This is a genomic window from Glutamicibacter sp. AOP38-B1-38 (assembly GCF_052377485.1).
Taxonomy (GTDB): Bacteria; Actinomycetota; Actinomycetes; order Actinomycetales; family Micrococcaceae; genus Glutamicibacter.
Genome location: NZ_JBQSWU010000022.1, coordinates 1 through 18,078 on the forward strand (window position 1 = coordinate 1; position 18,078 = coordinate 18,078).

The window sequence follows — 18,078 nt, forward strand, 5'->3', positions numbered from 1 at the left end:
CGATCTCCGTGGCGCTCTTGGTGGTGATGGTGCCCTTGCCTAGCTCATTCAAGGTATCTGGGCAGAGGTGGCGAAGCCCCTCGGCGGTGAATAATTTGCCTTGGACTATGCGTTCGCTTTGCCGCAGTGCACCAGATGCCTCGGAAATGAATGACGAACGAACCAAAGGTTCCGCTTCGGGATCAACTCCGAAATGCTCTGCAGACTGCGCTTGCAAAGGGTCGTCGACTAAAGGGTCCTGAGTGCCGGACAAGGCGGCTTGTTTGCTAGTCAGCTCGTAGGTATCGGCCAGCAAAGCAGCTTCTGCCGCATCCAACATACTGCGTATCCGACCAAGGGTTTCCAGTTGTTTGAGCCCGGTGGCTGGTTCGATTGCCCTGCCCTGCTCATGAAGGCTCTTGATAGTTGCTGCTAGCTTCGCGAAGATCGTTTCTTGCTCAACGTGGGCAGCCCACACGCCGTCGGTACCTGGATCGGTTCTGGTGCCCGGCGGACTTATATGCAGCCGATGAGGATCATCGCCGCTATGAAATACCTCTCGTTTGTTCATGTTTTAAGTATCCAGCGCCGCGGAAAGGGGCTTTGGTGGACGCGTGCCAGATGTGGATAAACTAGATAATCCCCGAAATTTCGCCAATTTTTTGCTGAAAATACGCGTAGTTGAACCCACAACGCCCTCGATTCGTGATTGTGGAGATATTTAGATATGCTGGTACCTGCTCCACGGAGCAAACTGAGGAGGATTCGCCTAGCGGCCTATGGCGCACGCCTGGAACGCGTGTTGGGTTAACGCCCTCAGGGGTTCAAATCCCCTATCCTCCGCCAAAGAAAACCCCCGAGAAATCGGGGGTTTTCGCATTTAAGCCCGGGCTTGGGAGTAGTATCCCGACGCATAAGGTAATCGAGGGGTCAGCAAATCGCTTTTCCTCCGTCATGTGGGAGATTGAAAATGGGTTGCAGGTTCGCAGAACTGGCCATTGACTGCAAGAATCCGGTACTGATCGCCCGTTTTTGGGGCGAGGTCTTCGATTATTCGGTGCTCAGCGAAGAAGCTGGCCTGGTGACGATAGGTCCTGCCGAGGCAACTAAAGATTCGCATGCTCCGGTCTTGGCCTTCGCTCAGGTGCCGGAGGAGAAAACCATCAAGAACCGCGTACATCTTGATGTGCGCCCGGTCGACTGCACGCAAGACGAAGAGGTTGAGCGGCTCTTGGGGCTCGGAGCGAAATATGCGGAAGTCGAATCCAGCGATTTCCCATGGATCGTCTTGCTTGATCCGGAAGGCAATGAATTCTGCGTTTTGTCGGAGCAGGAGGCCTAGGCAGACGCGAAGAACGCCTCCATCCGGTAGCATGGATCTTCACGCAATGCGTGATCCGTGTCACCAAATGGGGGTTGTGGCTAGCTTGGCAGGGGACGTCCGTAAAGCCGTAGTTATCGAGCACGAGTTTGAGGTTCGCGCGGTGTTGTCGCGCCTGCTAAAACAAGTTGGATTTGTCGTGCACGAGACGTCCTCTGGAGAAATTGGAGTAGAGCTAGCCGAACGAATCAACCCTCAGGTGATTGTGGTTGGCTCCGGACTTCGGGACATCGACGGCCATGAGACCCTGCGCCGACTCTCGAATCGCGTTAGTGCCCATTTGCTTGCGGTGCTTGATTCCGATGAAGAATTCGACGTAGTGCACTCCTTTGACGCGGGGGCCGACGGCGTGATGGCCAAGCCGTTGCGTGAGCGGGAATTCAGGGCGCGACTCGATTCCTTTGTGCGCCGCCAGGCCACCACCAGTAGGTTGCTGGCCTTAGGCGAGAGCCAGGCGGGTCGGATACTTAGCCATCGGAATCTCACGTTGAACGTCGTGACGTGGCAGGTAATGATCGATGCAGAGCCGGTGGAGCTGACCGCTACCGAATTTTCCTTGCTGCGCGCGTTGCTGCTGCACCCAGGGCATGTGCGGAGCAAGAAGGAACTGGCCCGAATGCTGAATGACGAGGATGGGGCAGGTGCGGTGGATCTATACGTGTCACCCGCCGCCGTGCGAAGCATTGAAGTGCATATCGCAAATCTGCGACGAAAACTGGGCGATTCGGCGCGAACGGAACTGTGGATCGAGACGGTGCGCGGGGTTGGATACCGGATGGTCGGCGAGCAGAACTCGCGTTCCTAGCCGCAGCGAAACATTGAGCTGATCTTGAGCATTCGATAATCAACCCTTGAGGATTATCGAGCAGAATAATCACCATGGCCTTGTGCCATAGGGGTGCTGTGCCGAATGAGGTTGGATCTTGGGGGATTAACTGGCTGCCGCGCAAGGCGGCAATCATTACTGGTACCCATTTAAGTGCGTGAAGGCTTCGAAATGGTAGCGCAATACCAAGTCGAAGCCTTCACGCATGGTGGGGCCGCCTGCGGCTAAGCGCTGGTTTTTTTGCTGCTCAGTTCCGGGTAGTGAATGGCAGCGGTTTGCGGGTGGGCGCGTAGCCAGCCCTTGAGAACGTTCGCACCGTAAGAGGCGAGCATTGCATTATGCGGATCATCCGATACGCCGCGGGCTACGGCCGCAAGCTCCGCCGGAAGCTGCACCTTGTCGACCACCGCGTCGAGGCGCGGGGAGTAGAAAAACGGCACAGAGTAGCGGTCGACGCCAGCTGGCGGGGCGACCACTCGGTGGATGGTGGCCATCAGATAGCCGTCGGTGGCCACTTCGAGCATCTCGCCGAGATTTACCACCAGCGCGCCCGGGGTCGGAGGCACCGAAATCCATTCCTCCTGGCCGTAGGGCTGCACCTGCAGTCCGCCAACCTGGTCCTGAAGCAGCAGGGTCACGAAGCCGTAGTCCGCATGCAGGCCCACGCCTTGGTTGCCGGCGTCGGGTACGACGTCGCCGGAAACATAGTGCACCAGCTTGCCCATCCATGACGGGGTGTCAGCGAATGGCTCGTCGAAGTGCTCTTCGGGCAGGCCCAGGCCCACTGCGATGGCCGAGAGCAGCTCGTGGCCGGTCTGGTTCATCAGCTCGGCCCACGCCAGGGCACGTTCCTCAAGCTGCGGGAAATCTGCCGGGAACTGGTTGGGGCCCTGCAGGTTCAAATAAGGCTTGTCGGCAGGGACCTCGGACAGGGTCTCGCGCTCCGGTCCGTAATCAATCTGCTCGCGGGCATCGGCTCGGCCACGGGTGATTTCGGTGCCCATGCGGGTGTAGCCGCGGAACTGGGCGCTGTTGCGGTTATCGAGCTTGATCTTCTCAGCGACGGGCTTCTTGAAGAACTCGGCAATCGTATCCAGCAGTTCCTGGTCTTGGTTCGCATGTGAGGCGTAGCCAACGATCTGGAAGAACCCTACGCGGTGCGCGGCATCGCGCAGTGCTGCGACGAAGGCTTCGTTGAAGCTTCCGTCGGCGTTGCGTGAGGTTGAGATGTCGAGGACTGGGATCTCGGTGACTACGTTGTTCATATCCCTAGACTGCACCCAAAAACTCAATTGTTACTAGCGTCCGTTACGCCGGGTTCCTCCAAGTTTCTCCCGTCGTAACAATCCTTGCTTTTTGCTTCATAGAGGCGCAAGCTACGCGCTGGCGAATCTTCCAAGGGGTTTTCGCCGGGTGTTCTCGGCACTGCCCGTCACCTGTTCACGCGCTAGGCGTCCGCGATGAATAATGCGCCCCAACGCCTGGGAATGTGTTTTTGCCGGTGGGGTTCCATATGCTTGGAAGGTGATCTTCCGAGCCGTTGGCGCTTCGCGCCCTTACCCAGAGCATCAATTAACTACCTCTCGGCAGTGGAGCGAAATTCCGCCGCAGCAGGTGAAGCTCGACGAACTGGTGACCACGAAAACTGTGCTCGATTTGGAGGCGCTGCTCTCGGAGGACTCGACCTTCTACGGAGATCTTTTCCCCCACGTGGTGCTCTGGCAGGGAACGCTGTATCTGGAGGATGGGCTGCATCGGGCGCTGCGCTCGGCCTTGCACCATCGATCGGTGCTGCACGCAAGGGTGTTGGATTTGGACGCCTAACGGGTAGGCTCGGATCAAGATAGCCTCAGGGCGCAGGCCGAAAGGTGCGCAGGGAAGGTAGGCCAATGACCGAGCCGAAGGATCGTCGTGATCCAAGCAGTTGGCATGGGCAGCATATCGTCAGCGAATCCGAGCTAGCCTTCCAATCGGATCTGCAGGCCAAGAAACGCCGCCGCACCCGGCAGAACGTGGTGTTCTCCGTGATGGCATCGCTCGTTGTGCTCGGCTTTGTGGCCGCGGTGCTGATTTTTACCGGGAACTGGCCGCTGGCCCAGGAGCCGGTGGAGGACGCGGTGGCCGATGCGCCGGTCGACATCGAAAATCCGGTATGCCCCGACGTTGAGTTCAAGGTGCAGGATCCGGCCTCGGTGCAGGTCAGGGTGCTGAATACCACCGGAAAACCGGGGCTGGCCGGGGCGACCGCCGAAACGCTCGAGGAGCGCGGCTTCACCATCACCTCGATCACCGAATCCGCGAGCGACTACGCCGACGAGGTGGGTGCGGTGATCGCCGGCCCCAAGGGGTATGCCCAGGCGCTGAGCGTTCAGCGCCAGTTGCCCGGGGCGGTGTTCGTCTTCGACAAGGAACGCCGTGACGCGCGCATCGACCTGGAGGTCGGGGCGAAGTTCGAGGGGCTGGAGAAGGAACGAAAGCTCAATGACGCCCCCGGAAAGCTGCACTGCGCCGAGTCGGAATAGCGGCGGCGAAGATCCCCGGGGGCTGTCAGTGCGCTCAGCCGGTGCGCGAAGCTAGTTCACCGCTCCGGCATGCGCCTGGGTCAGCGCATTGGTGAAGGCCTCGGCCGGTTGCGCCCCGGAGATCCCGTATTTGCCGTCGATCACGAAGAACGGCACTCCGCTGATGCCCAACTGGCGTGCCTGGGCGATGTCCGCGTTCACTTCCTCGGTGTAGGCCGTCGATCCGAGGGTCTCCCGCACCGCCGCCGCGTTGAGCCCCACCTCGGCCGCGAGCGCCGACAGAACCTGGCGGTCCCCGGTGTCCAGGCCGCGTTCGAAGTGCGCCGAAAGCAGCGTCTCCTTCAGCTCGCTGCCCTTGCCCTCGGTCTTTGCGTGTTCCAGCAGGCGCAGCGCGGTGAAGGAGTTCGCCGGGCGCAGCGCGTCGAAGTTGTAGTCCAGCCCTTCGCCGGCCGCCTGTTCGGTGACATGCGCCAGCATCCCCTTGACCTGCTCGGGATCCATGCCCTTGACCTCGGAGAGGTACTGCACCTCGTCGCCGTCATAGCGCTCCGGAAGGGTGGGGTCCAGCTGGTAGGCGTGCCAGAAGACGTCGACGTTCTCGGAGAATTCGAACTGTTCAACGCCCTTTTCGAAGCGGCGCTTGCCAATGAAGCACCAGGGGCAGGCGATATCGGACCAGATGTCCACACGGACTCGTTTTTCACTCATGAAAGCTTCAACAATTAGCCGCCGTGCAACATTCCCGCCGCGGCGATGGCAAGATGGAATAGGCAGAACCTATGCACCGTCAGGAGGATGATGGCCAAGTCGTTGAGCTATAAGGGCGTTATTTTTGCCGGCGGAATCACCATGATGGCGGGCTTCGTCGACGGGGTGGGGTTCTTGCACTTCTCCGGGTACTTCCTCTCCTTCATGTCCGGGAATTCCACCCGGTCCTCCGCGGCCCTGGCCACCGGGGACGCGAGCGGATGGTTGCTGGCCATGGGATTCGTGGCGAGTTTTGTCCTCGGAGTCATGCTCGCAACCCTGCTTTCCGCCCGGGCCAGACGCTACCGGCGGCCCCGGGTGATGTATCTATCCGCCACGTTGCTGCTGTGCGCGGCCGTACTGGGTGCGGCCGGAAATGTGCTGACCGCCTGCCTGCTGGCCGCCGCCATGGGCGCGGTCAACGTCAGCTACACGCGCTCCGGGGAGGTCTCGCTGGGACTGACCTATATGACCGGCACGCTGGTGAAACTCGGCCAGCACCTGGCCGGGGCGCTGTCCGGGGCCAACCGTGCGCTATGGGTGCCCTACGCGATCCTCTGGGCGATGATCACCCTCGGCTCGGTCTGCGGGGCCTTCGCCTATCTGCAGCTGGGATTGTCAGCCCTGTGGTTGGTGGCCGGAGGCATGCTGGCCTGGGCCAGCCTCGGGCTGTGGCGCGAACGCCGGATGGATAGCACCACCATTTAACCGCGATGCACCCGCGGACCGGAGCGGTCCGCGGGTGCATCATGTGGCGTTCTCCGAAACTTATTTGCTGGAAACCAGCCCGGCCTGCGGAGTGCGGACCAGGAACTTGTAAGCCACCGCGAGCAGCACCAGCCAGCCGGCGCCCGCGTAGAGCGCAATGCGGGTCTCGGCGCTCAGGGCCAGCAGCACAACCACGAAGGCCATGAATACCAGCGCGATCCAGGCGCTGGCGGTGCCCCCGGGAACCGCGAATTCGCGGTCCACCACGACGCCGGACTTTTCCTGGCGGCGCATCGCCAAATAGGAGGTGAGGATCATGATCCACACCCAGACGGTGGCGAAGGTCGCGATCGAGGCGATGATCATGAACAGCGATTCGGGCAGCAGGGCGTTGAGCAGCACGCCGACCAGCAGCACGATGGACATGGTCAGCACCGTCATCCACGGCACCCCGTGGCGTGAGATCTTCGCGAAGGAAGCCGGCGCGTGGCCCTCGCGGGACATCGCGAACATCATCCGCCCGGCGCCGAAGGTGTCCGCATTGATCGCCGACACCGCGGCGGTGATGACCACAGCGTTGAGCACGTGAGCGGCCGCCGGGAGGCCCAGCGCGTCGAAGATCTGCACAAACGGCGAGGCCGAACCGTCGATCTGGCGCCAGTCGAAGAGCATCATCACGATCGCCAGCGAAGCCACGTAGAACAGCAGAATGCGCCACGGCACGGTGTTGATCGCCGCGGGCACCGACTTGCCCGGATCCTCCGCTTCGCCGGCGGTGATGCCGATGGTTTCGATGCCGCCGAAGGCGAACATCACCACCGCGAAGGACAGCAGCAGGCCCATGAAGCCGTTGGGGAACAGCGTGCCGGCGCTCATCAGCGTGGCAAAGCCGGTGGCCGTTTCGGCGTCCGGGGCGCTGAAGCCGAAGAGGATCAGCGCCGCGCCGCCGACGATCATCGCGATGATTGCGGTGACCTTGATGACCGCCAGCCAGAATTCGGTTTCGCCGAAGACCTTGACCTTCATCAGGTTGATCGCGGCAATCAGCAGCACCACGGCCAGCACCCAGATCCACTGCGGCACCTGCGGGAACCAGAAGCGCATGTAGATGCCGAAGGCGGTGACGTCGGCGATCGCCACGATCGCCATCTCGAAGGTGAACGTCCACCCGGTGACGAACCCGGCGAAGCGGCCCAGGTAGCGCGAGGCGTAGTGGGCGAAGGATCCGGAGACCGGATGCTTGACGGCCATCTCGCCCATGGCGCGCATGACGATGAAAACCGCCGCGCCGCCGATCATGTAGGCGAAGAGCACGGCCGGGCCGGCTGCCTGGATGGCGGCGGAGGAGCCGTAGAACAATCCGGTGCCGATGGCCGAGCCGAGGGCCATGAAGCGGATGTGGCGGGCCGTGAGCCCGCGGGCGAGGGACGCCTTGATATCGGTCACGATGAAATACTCGGATCTACTTTGAGGTGCATGTGATCTGCGGCCGGAGACTTGAAGGTTCAAGCCAGCTGGTGCCTCAAGAATTTTACGTGGTGCATGATGCTGGACGGGGTTGTTTGTGGCCAAGCTCTATCGTGAGATAGCTCATCTGCGATGGGGAGACCACTGATTCCGCGATGTTCGGATGATTAAGCGGGAGCAGTTCAAAAATCGATCATTGACCGCCCCTTGTGTGCTGTGAATAAAGACGTTTTATCTGGTCAGCAACGTGTTGTGCCAAAGTTCAATAGATCCAGCTCAGGTATATTGAAGCGCGTATGTTGTGCGGAGCAATGGTAGACAGCGGATCGCATGAGTTCGGACTCCGGCAACCGGAGACAACCGCCGGCAGAAAGAACAAATGAAAAATACCGGACTACGACTAGCTGTCGCAGTAGCCCTTCTGTACTCGTTATTTGTGTCTTTTATGCTTACAAAGTCCATTGATGAGTCGACGCTGGCGGGCGCTAGCAGAATTCTCGTCTCGGGTACGGAGACTATGTCCGGCAACCAAGGACTATGCGAACTGGTCCAGGGATCCGCTGCAGAGTCCGGCTCAATCATCGTGCGTGAAAATCGTGACTTGCATGATGCATCGGTGCGTCACCTCTATCTGGCCAGTGGCAACAACGCCCAAAAAGAGGCGCAGTGGTTGGACACCGGTTTCCCGCAATTCAGCCAGAGCGTCAGCACTATCGTTCACGCAGCAACTGACCTTGATGGGATGGATCCGCGCGGAGAGTACTTCATCTTCGGCAATTCGGCCGCGCTGCGCATGGTTGAGCAAGACTTCACCGAGTTGGGTTATTCGGTAGAGACGTACAAGTCCGGCACCTCATTTCCGGCCCTTGCCGGCGAAATTTTCTTTGGCTTCTTAGGGCCGGCAACGATCGTTGCCTTATTGCTCGTGGCCTTATTGACCGGTTTTTCGGTTCTTTCACGGGCCAAGCACTACGCGATTTTACGGTTGCATGGCGGCACCATCAATACAGCCTTAAAACGAGATTCCCGGCAAGAGATAGTTGCCATCACGGTCATTCTTGCCTTGGGCTTCACGGCAGCATTGCTGGGGCTACTGCTATACAACGGATGGAACCAGCTGGGGAGATATCTGGAAACGGCGTTCAGCCTCGTGGGGCTCATGCTGCTGGTCATCACATGTTTGCATCTTGGGGCGCTACATTTGGCGTTCGACGTGAAAATTCTCGACGCGATCAAAGGAAAATTCGGGTTCAAGGTTGCGGTGCCAGCCACCTATATTCTACGAATCCCGAGCATCATCTTGGCGGTATCACTTATCGCCTCGGCATTCGCTGCCAGTAGCGCGGCCGCGCAAGCACAGAGAAACCAGGATTCTTTAGCCGACGTAGGCAACGTGGCAAAGATTGTCTTTGAGGGACTTTTTGCTCCGCAACAGATAGACAAATTAGCCTTCGACACTGGGATTTGGCTTAAAGAGCAAGACCGTCTGGGGCACACCATCATGGTGAGCACGCTGGCAGAACACTCGGCAGACACCACGCTTCAAGACGAGGTGCTGCTAGTCAACCGAGGCTATCTGCAACGCAACCGAGTCCTTGATGCGCAAGGGCAGCAAATAACCAGTGTCCCGGACGACGAAGTTGTCATTATGGTCCCCGAATACTCCAAGCGCTCGGCTGAAGAGGTGGAAAGTGCACTGCTGGAAAACTATGGGGGTAGCCAATTACCCACGATAAGTACTGTGACGCTGCGTGATGCTCAGAGACACTTCCTCTACGGCAGCGCGGCCGATCGCCCAAACAAGGAAAGTCATCTGAATAACGCTATCGTTGTCGGTATCGGTGCCAACTCCGGGTTCATCGCGGACGATGAATACATGGGGCAAGCCAGCAGAGGACTAGTCTTGATGGCGGATGCAGAACAAGCCCGAATCGATACACCCCCAGAATTCTTGGGAACGTGGATTTCTGCCTACCTCCCGATCGCTCAAATGGCCGCCGACGAATCCGCGACGCGCCAGGAAGGACTTCGCTTTCAGGCAGTATGCGCCGTCGTAGCACTGCTGGTGCTCCTCGCTACCGCAGTTGGAATGGCGCAGATTCATGTCCGGTCCAATGCGCAAACGATCTTGGTGCGATATCTGAACGGCTGGTCTTTCTGGTCCACCCACCGGTGGCTCATCAAAGGTGAAGCTGTTGTCTTAGCGCTAGCCGTCGGATGGGCGGCGGTGACAGGAATTTGGACTGCTGTTCGTGCGAAGTCCTTCGGCGAGGTGTCCCATGCAGCCAGTGATTTGGCCGTCGCCCAATGGCAGCCTGTAGTGGTTCTGGGTGTCGCCCTTATTAATCTGTTGCTGCTTTTTGCTGTGGTGCACGCTAAGACTCAACGCCTGATTCGTACCCATAGTGAGGAAACCGCATGAGCACTATCGAAGTTCACGGGGCCACGAAATCTTTCGGTTCCAAGACGCTATTTCGTAACCTGACTTTTAGCGTGCCGACCGGGCAGTTGATGGCGGTGATGGGGGCTTCTGGATCAGGGAAATCGACTCTTTTGAACTGTCTAGGCCTGCTTGAAAGACTAGATGGCGGAAGCCTCATTGTTGGTGGTGAGAAAATTTCGGCATTCTCCAGCCAAGAACAACGGCGCTTTCGGCGGGACTCATTGGGTTACATGTTCCAAAACTATGCGCTGATCGAAAGCTCAACGATTCAGGATAACCTCGAAGTTGCATTGGCACCTGCGGGAAAAGCGAAGATCCGAACGACCGATTTTGACGGAGCCCTGGAACATGTAGGTCTCGGCGGGCGGGGTAAAGAGATGGTCTATTCCCTTTCCGGTGGCGAACAACAGCGGGTGGCCTTAGCCAGACTGATCGTTAAACGCCCTGCGCTAGTCTTAGCTGATGAACCTACCGGCGCGTTGGACAGCACTAGTGAGTCCATGGTGATGAAGGAGCTTCGTAATATCGCAGCTGGGGGAGCCACCGTGTTAATCGCAACGCATTCGACGGCTGTGATGAACCATTGCGACACGGTTCTGGAATTGAGCTAGGTATACGCTGTCACCGGTTTGGGTCAGAATAGAGGCCGGACTCAGGGGCAGGCACCTGGGACGCGTTAATTATGTTGGCCCGCGGTGGGAGAATAACCCTATGGAACTTGGATTCATCAGACACGGTCAGACTCGCTGGAACCTCGAAGGGCGGTTGCAGGGCAGCAGCGATATCGCATTGAACGACACCGGGCGGGCGCAGGCGCGCGATGCAGTTGAGGTCCTTGGCGCCGCACGCTGGGACGTCATTGTTTCCTCCCCACTGAGCCGGGCCCGGGAAACGGCGCAGATTATTGCCGACGGGTTGGGGCTGGAGCTCGGTCCGGCCTACGATCTGCTGATCGAGCGGGACTACGGCGAGGGCGAAGGGGTGCTGGAGACCGAGGCGGCGGAGCGCTGGCCGGGCAAGCTGGGCGGGGGCATCGAAGCGCTGGAATCGGTGGTGGACCGCGGGCTGCGCGCGATCGAGCAGATCGCCGCGGACTACCCGGGGCAGAACGTCGCGGTGGTCTGCCACGGCACGATCATCCGCTACACGCTCTCGCATTTCGCCGGCTACAAATTGGATACCATCCGCAACGGCTCGGTGGCGATCCTCGCCCGCCGCGCCGCGGGCTGGGAGCTGGAACTGGTCAACGACCGGGCACCGCAGCCTCCGGTCACCGCACCGTAGCTAGCCGCCCACGGTGCGCCGCACGCTGCGCGCAAGCGACGAGTCGGCCTGCCGGTTCTTGACCGTGGCCAGCCAGGAACCCAGACGCAGGTAGGCCGCGGAGCGCACCGGCGCGGCGGAGAGGAACACGTCGTGCAGCGCATCGGGCAGCCGCACCAGGTGCAGCTCGCGGCCCAGATTGATGCTGCGCTGCGCGACCACCTGCACGTTCAGCGCCACATCGGAGCGGGTGGCCGCGTCATTCCAGCGCGGCAGCAGGTAGTCCCGGGCGCTGAGCAGCACCAGCACCGGCTGGCGCAGCTCCAACCCCTTTTTCACCTTCGCCTGGGCGGCGAATACCGCGGAGATGAATCCGGCGCTGAGCGTGAATCCGTTGGCCGGACGCCATTGCAGGTCATAGTCCCATTCACCCTCGAAGCGGTTCGAGACGGTGCGGGTGTAGAAGCCCGGGTCGATGGTTGGCAGGTTCCGGTGCGGATTGCGCCCGCTGGCCACCGCCAGGAGCTTCGCCAGGGCGGTGCGCCCCAACTCGGAGGCCTGGAATTCCAGCCAGGGGCTGTTCAGCGCCAGCGCGTCCACCTTTGCCGGGTGCGCCGCGGCATACAGGGCGGCGCTCAGCCCGCCGGTGGAATGGGCGAGCATCACGAAGCGGGTTCCCGGGTGGGCGCTGGAGATGATCCGGTGCGCCGCATCGAATTCCTCGAAGTAGTCTTCCAGGTCGGTGATGAACCCCGGGGTGCTGTCCGCGGTGAGGTTGCGCCCGTAGTTGCGCAGATCCAGCGCGTAGAAGTCGGCTCCCGCGGTGCTCAGGAACTGCGCCAGTTCGCGCTGGAAGAAGTAGTCGGACCAGCCGTGCACGTAGAGGATCGCCAGCCCGCGCAAGGGCGGGGCGAATTGCGGCCGCGCGGATTTCGGGCGGTGGCGGATCAGCGTCGCGGTTGACCCGTCGGACAGCGGGAGCGTGCGCCGGGCGAAGCCCTCGCCCAGGAGGTCCGCCTCCCAGCGGCCGGCGGCGGGGGAACGAAATTGGAAGGCCATGGAAACATCCTACGGGGCACGAAAAACGGCATCCCCCGGATGGGCTGGTTACCATCCGATGAATGCCGTTATTCGTGGCCGTATATTGGTAGTGCTCAGTCCGCTTGCGACGTGGGTCGCCTAGGTGCAGGAAACTTCTTGACGATCCACAGCAACAAGATGAACAACAATGCTGAGACTGCTGAAGCAACCACACAAGCCACCCAAGAGTAGAAAAATCCCGAGTAGCAAACAGTCATGACAACAAATCCGGTGGACCATGATGCGGCTTCTCGAAGAGGCTTGTTGCCTGGAAGTTTCGACTTGAGTACAGCTTCAATGATTCCGGCGACAATCGCAGTCGCAAGCAACGTGCCCATCGCCCAGTAAACGAACCAACCAGCAATATCTTGACGAACTTGTTCCATTCCAAAAATCAAAATTGAACTTCCGATGCCCGCCGAAAGCGGAAGCGAGATGAACACCAAGACTGCAAAGAGAACCAGTATCACCCAGAAAATCGCGATGGCCTTGTTCAAAGGTTTATCGTCGTCGGTAGTTTCAGCCACAAATTCTCCATACCATTTAAAACGTCTAACTTACCATCTGGCTGGTATCAACTAGATGATGATGTTCATGATGACCCACGCCGCGTCCTTCGCAAGGTCATATGGAATTCCAGCTGCTTGGAACGCGATGATCAACTCATTTTCGGATTTCAATTCCGCTTTGCGAACGAGAAGCGCCAGAGGTCGAGCGGTCAATGCCTAGCATGGCGTGGCAACTACGGGGCACGAAAAACGGCATCCCCCGGATGGGCTGGTTACCATCCGATGAATGCCGCAATTCGTGGCCGTACCGCTTCGCTTGTTGAGTTCAGGCGCGTGCAGCCGAGTTGGTGTCCTGGACTAGCCCGCTATCTCGTAGGCCGGAGCCGGGGTGTCCAGGTAGCGCAGGTAGGCGTTCTTGGTCAGGAAGGTCGGGAAGTCGTCGCGCAGCGCGCTGGCCTCGAAGATCTCCACCGCCTGCTCGAAGCGGTCCCCCTCGAAGCGCTCGATCCGCTCCATGGTTTCTTCGGCCAGATCCTGCACCCAGCGGCGGGTGATGATCTCGCCCTCGTCGGTGATGGCCGACTGGTGGATCCACTGCCACAGCTGGGAGCGGGAGATTTCCGCGGTGGCCGCATCCTCCATCAGGTTGCGCAGCGCCACCGCGCCGTTGCCGCGCAGCCAGGACTCGATGTAGCGGATGGCGATCTCGATGTTCTCGCGGATCCCGCGCTCGGTGATCCGGCCCTCCAGGCCTGCCACGTTCAGCAGCTCGCTTTCGGAAACTTCCACGTCCTCGCGGGTCCGGGAGATCTGGTTCGCGTTGGCGCCCAAAACCTCGTCGTACACCTCGCGGGCCACCGGCACCAGGTCCGGGTGGGCCACCCAGGAGCCGTCGAAGCCGTCGTTGGCCTCGCGGGACTTGTCCTCGGAGACCTTCGCGAAGGCGAGCTGGTTGATGGAGGCGTCCTTGCGGCTGGGCACGAAGGCGCTCATTCCGCCGATGGCGCTGGCGCCGCGGCGGTGGCAGGCACGGACCAGCTGCTCGGTGTAGGCGCGCATGAACGGGCTGGTCATGGTCACCAGGTCCCGGTCCGGGAAGACGAAGCGCGGGCCGCGGGAACGGAAGTTCTTGATGATCGAGAAGATGTAGTCCCAGCGTCCGGCGTTCAGCCCGGCCGAGTGCTCACGCAGCTCGTAGAGGATCTCCTCCATCTCGAAGGCCGCGGTGATGGTCTCGATGAGCACCGTGGCGCGGATGGTGCCGCGATCGATGCCCAGCAGCTGTTGGGCCAGCAGGAACACGTCGTTCCACAGCCGCGCCTCCAGGTGGTTCTCCAGCTTCGGCAGGTAGTAGTAGGCGCCGCGGCCCGAATCGATCAGCCGCTGGGCGTTGTGGAAGAAATGCAGGCCGAAGTCGACAAAGGCGCCGGCGATCGGCGTCCCGTCGATCAGCAGGTGCTTCTCCGGCAGGTGCAGCCCACGCGGGCGGACCACGATGGTTGGCAGCTGCGACAGCTCGTAGCTGTGCAGCTTGTAGTCCCGGCCGTCCGGGGCGGTGAAGTCGAGCTCGCCGTCCAGCACGCGCAGCAGGTTCACCTGGTTCTTGATCACGTTCTGCCAGGTCGGTGAGCAGGCGTCCTCCATGTCGGCCAGCCACACGTTCGCGCCGGAGTTCAACGCGTTGATCGCCATCTTGCGCTCGATCGGTCCGGTGATCTCCACCCGGCGGTCCTCCAGGCCCGGAGCGATCGGGGCCACCTGCCAGCTTGAATCTTCGCGGATGTGGCGGGTTTCCTCCAGGAACTTCGGGTCCTTGCCATTGGCGATGCGCGCCCGATTCAGCTGGCGGCGCTGCATCAGCTCGGCGCGGCGGCCTTCGAACGCCTGGTGCAGGGCGGCGATGAATTCAAGGGCCTGTGCGGTGAGGATCTGCTCCTGGTAGCGCACTGGGGTAGCGGTGATCTGGATCGGGTTCAGGGAGGTGGGGGTTGACATGATCTTTTCCTTAAAAGTTTGAGGGCGGTGGGGCCGGCGTCAATGCCGGCCCCACCGTCCGGACCGCTGGGGTCCGAGTTAGTGGAACTGGCCTTCTTCGGTGGAGCCGACCAGAGCGAGGGTGGAGGCATTGGGGTTCAATGCCGTGGCGATCGCGTCGAAGTAGCCGGTGCCTACTTCGCGCTGGTGCTTGGTTGCGGTGTAGCCGCGGGACTCGGAGGCGAATTCGCGCTCCTGCAGTTCGACGTAGGCGCTCATGCCTTCGCGGGCATAGCCCTCGGCGAGGTCGAACATCGAGTGGTTCAGCGCGTGGAAGCCGGCCAGCGTGATGAACTGGAAGCTGAAGCCCATCGCGCCGAGTTCGCGCTGGAACTTGGCGATCGTCGCGTCGTCCAGGTGCTTCTTCCAGTTGAAGGAAGGCGAGCAGTTGTAGGAGAGCATCTGATCCGGGAAGTCGGCCTTGACCGATTCGGCGAACTTGCGGGCCATTTCCAGGTCCGGGGTTCCGGTTTCCATCCAGATGAGGTCGGAGTACGGAGCGTAGGCCTTGGCGCGGGCGATGCATGGTTCGATGCCGTTGCGGACCTTATAGAAGCCCTCCGCGGTGCGCTCGCCGGTGATGAATTGCTGATCGCGTTCGTCGACATCCGAGGTGATCAGGGTTGCCGCCTCGGCGTCGGTGCGGGCGATGACCACCGAGGGAGTGCCGGCCACGTCGGCCGCCAGGCGGGCCGCATTCAGCGTGCGGACGTGCTGCTGGGTAGGGATCAGCACCTTGCCGCCGAGGTGGCCGCACTTCTTTTCCGAAGCCAGCTGGTCTTCCCAGTGGACTCCCGAGGCACCGGCGGTGATCATCGACTTCATCAGCTCGTAGGCGTTCAGCGGGCCGCCGAATCCTGCCTCGGCATCTGCGACGATCGGGACCATCCAGTCCTCGACGCTTTGGATGCCCTCGGAGAATTCGATCTCATCTGCACGGAGCAACGCGTTGTTGATGCGGCGTACGACCTGCGGAACCGAGTTGGCCGGGTAGAGCGACTGGTCCGGGTAGGTCTGGCCGGAAATGTTTGCATCCGCGGCGACCTGCCAACCGGAGAGGTAGATGGCCCGCAGGCCGGCCTTGACCTGCTGGACCGCCTGGTTGCCGGTCAACGCACCCAGTGCGTTGGTGTAGCCGCCGGTCGGGGTTTCTTCGGTCAGCTGCTTCCACAGCTTCTCGGAGCCACGCTTGGCCAGGGTGTGCTCTTCCTGAACCCGGCCCTGCAGTTTCACGACGTCGGCTGCGCTGTAGTCGCGGGTGGTCCCGCTCCAGCGTGGGTTGTTCGCCCAATCGTTTTCGATAGTTGCGATGCGGTTGTCGATCGAATTCTGCTCGGTCATTGTTCTGGCCCCTTCGCCCACATGTTGGTGTTCGCCCGAATCGGAGAGATGCGGTGAACTTCTTCGTGACACTTACTTTTCCGTAGATGCAAGGGGGCGAATAGGGGTATTCGAGGGAAAGATTCGCGGTTCTTCGAGAAAGCTGAAAAAAGTAGGTTTTTTCGCATGAATAAGTGAAAAATGGCAGAAATGGTTGATTTGGAGACTTCGTAATCTGAAGAAGTGTTTTTCTTGAGGAATGAAGTGGTGGCGGTTTGGGGTTGTGGGCGCGCCAAAGGCAGCTAAGCCAGGTGTGTGCGATCTATGGCGGTTACGGCAGGTCTAGCGAAACGACGGCCATGAATCCGCGCCCGGAGATCGTCGGTTCGGCCGCATCACCGCCGATGACGGTATCGCGCAGTTCGAGCTTGCGCTCTTCGCCGTGCAGCGTCAGGACGCCGTTGCCCTGCAGCATGATGCCCAGCTGGCCATCGAAGAGGTACTGCTCGCGCTTCTTGGAAAGCTCAACGATGCGCACCGTGCCGCGTACCCGCTCGGGCCGGGTGAGCAGATGCAGAACCAGCAGCTCCTGTGCGGGCTGGCTGGTGGAGACCGGAAGCGTTGCCTCGATTTTCAGCGGGCGCAGCGGTTCCAGGCCTTGCGCCTGCCCGTCGACGTCGAGCTGGAGAAAATCTCCGGCTAGCAGGGTGAGCACCTGCGAGGTCCCCGCGTTGTGGAAGGACCCGGCCTTTTCGATCGAGCGAATCGAAAGTTGCCAGCTGCCCGAATCTTGGGATGCCGCGGTGAGCTGCCCGCCGTCCGTCAATTCACCGGCGCAGATCTGGCGGACCTGGCCCAGCTCCCACTGCTTCTTGCTGCTCTGGGCAAGCGGGGTGACGGAACCTGGCAGGAATTGCTGGGGAGCTTCACTCATGGTTCGAGTTTACTTCTCCCAGAGGGTCATCAGCTCATCGACCACCCGCGCGGTGCTCTGCGTGGCATCGATGACGGGCCAGCCGTGGGTTGCCGCAAGCCGCAGATACTCTGCCCGGCTGGCGTGCAGGAAGGCATAGGTTTCCGAATCCTCGCCGCGCGCAACGATGCGAGCATGAGCGGTGCGCACGTCGACGTCTAGGACGACCACCTGCGCCCGCTGCACGCTGTTCCGGGCCAGCCACGTCAGGAAGCGTCCGTGCGGCAACTGGCGGATGCTGCGCAGCGCAAGCTGGCAAAAGAGGTGGCGGTCCATCACGGTCACGCCCGGGAACAGCGCAGCTCGCCTAGCGTTCAAGGCGATGTTGCCGGTGCGGATCATCGTCTCCATCGCGTCCTGAAGGGCTATTGGCATAGTGAGCCCGAGCTTTTGTTCCGCACGCGTCAGCCAGCGGCGCCCGGCAGGGTTTGCCAGGCTTTGGGCAGCTTGGCCACGGAGCTCCAAGCTGCGCACCAGTTCGCGGATGGTGGTGGTTTTCCCCGCACCGTCCATGCCCAGAATAATCAGGGCCTGGCAGGAATCCTCGGCGGGGGCTCGAACGGCAGGCGTGATGGGTCTAATGGCAATGGAGGCGATCTTGCGGCTCCCTTCGAATATTGGTGGATGGACAGTGTGCTCGAAACGTATAACGAGTGGCAACGCCGTGGTGATACCAATTTCTGGCTGAAAATTCGATGTGAATCTCATGAAGGCTGCTTGTGCGGGACGCGGTTCAACGGAGGCAACCGGAGCGGCCAGCCGAGGCAAGGGCGAAAACAGAACTCAGCGGTGAAAGCGAAGAAGCCGAAAACTTTGGCGCATAAGC

18 protein-coding genes and 1 tRNA gene are annotated in these 18,078 nt (G+C 60.7%); 9 read left to right on the forward strand and 10 right to left on the reverse strand.

From position 1 onward, the window contains the following. A partial coding sequence (locus ACT3TP_RS13230) for a hypothetical protein (RefSeq protein ID WP_444620771.1) occupies nt 1-550 on the reverse strand: 550 nt, incomplete at its 3' end. Between the two features lie 187 nt (nt 551-737). On the opposite strand from ACT3TP_RS13230, the gene ACT3TP_RS13235 reads away from it, so the two are divergent. From ACT3TP_RS13235 to ACT3TP_RS13245, 3 genes are all read left to right on the forward strand, one after another. Further along, nucleotides 738-825, forward strand: a tRNA-Ser gene (locus ACT3TP_RS13235). 124 nt (nt 826-949) lie between these two features. Continuing rightward, on the forward strand, nt 950-1,321 hold the full coding sequence (locus tag ACT3TP_RS13240; RefSeq protein ID WP_096285585.1) for a VOC family protein: 372 nt from the start codon (nt 950-952) through the stop codon (nt 1,319-1,321). Between the two features lie 76 nt (nt 1,322-1,397). Continuing rightward, entirely contained in the window at nt 1,398-2,165 is a 768-nt protein-coding gene (locus ACT3TP_RS13245) for a response regulator transcription factor (RefSeq protein ID WP_176484148.1), read from the forward strand. A gap of 245 nt (nt 2,166-2,410) precedes the next feature. Here the strand turns inward: ACT3TP_RS13245 and ACT3TP_RS13250 are convergent, their stop codons facing one another. Beyond that, nucleotides 2,411-3,451, reverse strand: coding sequence for an isopenicillin N synthase family dioxygenase (locus ACT3TP_RS13250; protein ID WP_096285581.1), 1,041 nt, complete (start codon nt 3,449-3,451; stop codon nt 2,411-2,413). A gap of 259 nt (nt 3,452-3,710) precedes the next feature. Between ACT3TP_RS13250 and ACT3TP_RS13255 the strand changes: the two genes are divergently transcribed. Together ACT3TP_RS13255 and ACT3TP_RS13260 are read left to right on the forward strand one after the other, a co-directional pair. Further along, nucleotides 3,711-4,010 (forward strand): type II toxin-antitoxin system VapB family antitoxin, encoded by a 300-nt coding sequence (locus ACT3TP_RS13255; RefSeq protein ID WP_176484147.1) that lies wholly within the window; start codon nt 3,711-3,713, stop codon nt 4,008-4,010. A 65-nt stretch (nt 4,011-4,075) separates the two neighbouring features. Further along, nucleotides 4,076-4,708, forward strand: a complete 633-nt coding sequence (locus ACT3TP_RS13260; protein ID WP_096285577.1) for a LytR C-terminal domain-containing protein — start codon at nt 4,076-4,078, stop codon at nt 4,706-4,708. Between the two features lie 51 nt (nt 4,709-4,759). Here ACT3TP_RS13260 and ACT3TP_RS13265 read toward each other — a convergent pair whose 3' ends face one another. Then, on the reverse strand, nt 4,760-5,416 hold the full coding sequence (locus tag ACT3TP_RS13265; protein WP_096285575.1) for a DsbA family oxidoreductase: 657 nt from the start codon (nt 5,414-5,416) through the stop codon (nt 4,760-4,762). 87 nt (nt 5,417-5,503) lie between these two features. On the opposite strand from ACT3TP_RS13265, the gene ACT3TP_RS13270 reads away from it, so the two are divergent. Further along, complete coding sequence (locus ACT3TP_RS13270) at nt 5,504-6,163, forward strand: YoaK family protein (protein WP_255248408.1); 660 nt, start codon at nt 5,504-5,506, stop codon at nt 6,161-6,163. 60 nt (nt 6,164-6,223) lie between these two features. On the opposite strand, the gene ACT3TP_RS13275 is transcribed toward ACT3TP_RS13270, so the two are convergent. Next, nucleotides 6,224-7,552 carry an amino acid permease gene (locus tag ACT3TP_RS13275; RefSeq protein ID WP_096286007.1) on the reverse strand — a complete coding sequence of 443 codons (1,329 nt, stop codon included), beginning with the start codon at nt 7,550-7,552 and terminating at the stop codon, nt 6,224-6,226. A gap of 457 nt (nt 7,553-8,009) precedes the next feature. On the opposite strand from ACT3TP_RS13275, the gene ACT3TP_RS13280 reads away from it, so the two are divergent. From ACT3TP_RS13280 to ACT3TP_RS13290, 3 genes are all read left to right on the forward strand, one after another. Next, nucleotides 8,010-10,052: a hypothetical protein gene (locus ACT3TP_RS13280; RefSeq protein ID WP_096285573.1), complete on the forward strand. Its 2,043-nt coding sequence runs from the start codon at nt 8,010-8,012 to the stop codon at nt 10,050-10,052. Then, nucleotides 10,049-10,684 carry an ABC transporter ATP-binding protein gene (locus ACT3TP_RS13285; RefSeq protein ID WP_096285571.1) on the forward strand — a complete coding sequence of 212 codons (636 nt, stop codon included), beginning with the start codon at nt 10,049-10,051 and terminating at the stop codon, nt 10,682-10,684. The genes ACT3TP_RS13280 and ACT3TP_RS13285 overlap by 4 nt, the downstream gene beginning before the upstream one ends. Before the next feature lie 100 nt (nt 10,685-10,784). Next, nucleotides 10,785-11,357, forward strand: a complete 573-nt coding sequence (locus ACT3TP_RS13290; RefSeq protein ID WP_444620772.1) for a histidine phosphatase family protein — start codon at nt 10,785-10,787, stop codon at nt 11,355-11,357. Here the strand turns inward: ACT3TP_RS13290 and ACT3TP_RS13295 are convergent, their stop codons facing one another. From ACT3TP_RS13295 to ACT3TP_RS13320, 6 genes are all read right to left on the reverse strand, one after another. Continuing rightward, complete coding sequence (locus ACT3TP_RS13295) at nt 11,358-12,395, reverse strand: alpha/beta hydrolase (protein ID WP_444620773.1); 1,038 nt, start codon at nt 12,393-12,395, stop codon at nt 11,358-11,360. 95 nt (nt 12,396-12,490) lie between these two features. Continuing rightward, nucleotides 12,491-12,943 carry a hypothetical protein gene (locus tag ACT3TP_RS13300; RefSeq protein ID WP_096285565.1) on the reverse strand — a complete coding sequence of 151 codons (453 nt, stop codon included), beginning with the start codon at nt 12,941-12,943 and terminating at the stop codon, nt 12,491-12,493. Nucleotides 12,944-13,282: 339 nt separating this feature from the next. After that, complete coding sequence (gene aceB, locus ACT3TP_RS13305; RefSeq protein ID WP_096285563.1) at nt 13,283-14,920, reverse strand: malate synthase A; 1,638 nt, start codon at nt 14,918-14,920, stop codon at nt 13,283-13,285. 78 nt (nt 14,921-14,998) lie between these two features. Further along, nucleotides 14,999-16,300 (reverse strand): isocitrate lyase, encoded by a 1,302-nt coding sequence (gene aceA / locus ACT3TP_RS13310; RefSeq protein WP_096285561.1) that lies wholly within the window; start codon nt 16,298-16,300, stop codon nt 14,999-15,001. 310 nt (nt 16,301-16,610) lie between these two features. Continuing rightward, nucleotides 16,611-17,213, reverse strand: a complete 603-nt coding sequence (locus tag ACT3TP_RS13315; protein WP_096285559.1) for a HutD family protein — start codon at nt 17,211-17,213, stop codon at nt 16,611-16,613. A 9-nt stretch (nt 17,214-17,222) separates the two neighbouring features. Then, a complete protein-coding gene (locus ACT3TP_RS13320; RefSeq protein WP_255248407.1) occupies nt 17,223-17,960 on the reverse strand; it encodes a thymidylate kinase in 738 nt (245 codons plus the stop codon). Nucleotides 17,961-18,078: the final 118 nt, after the last annotated feature.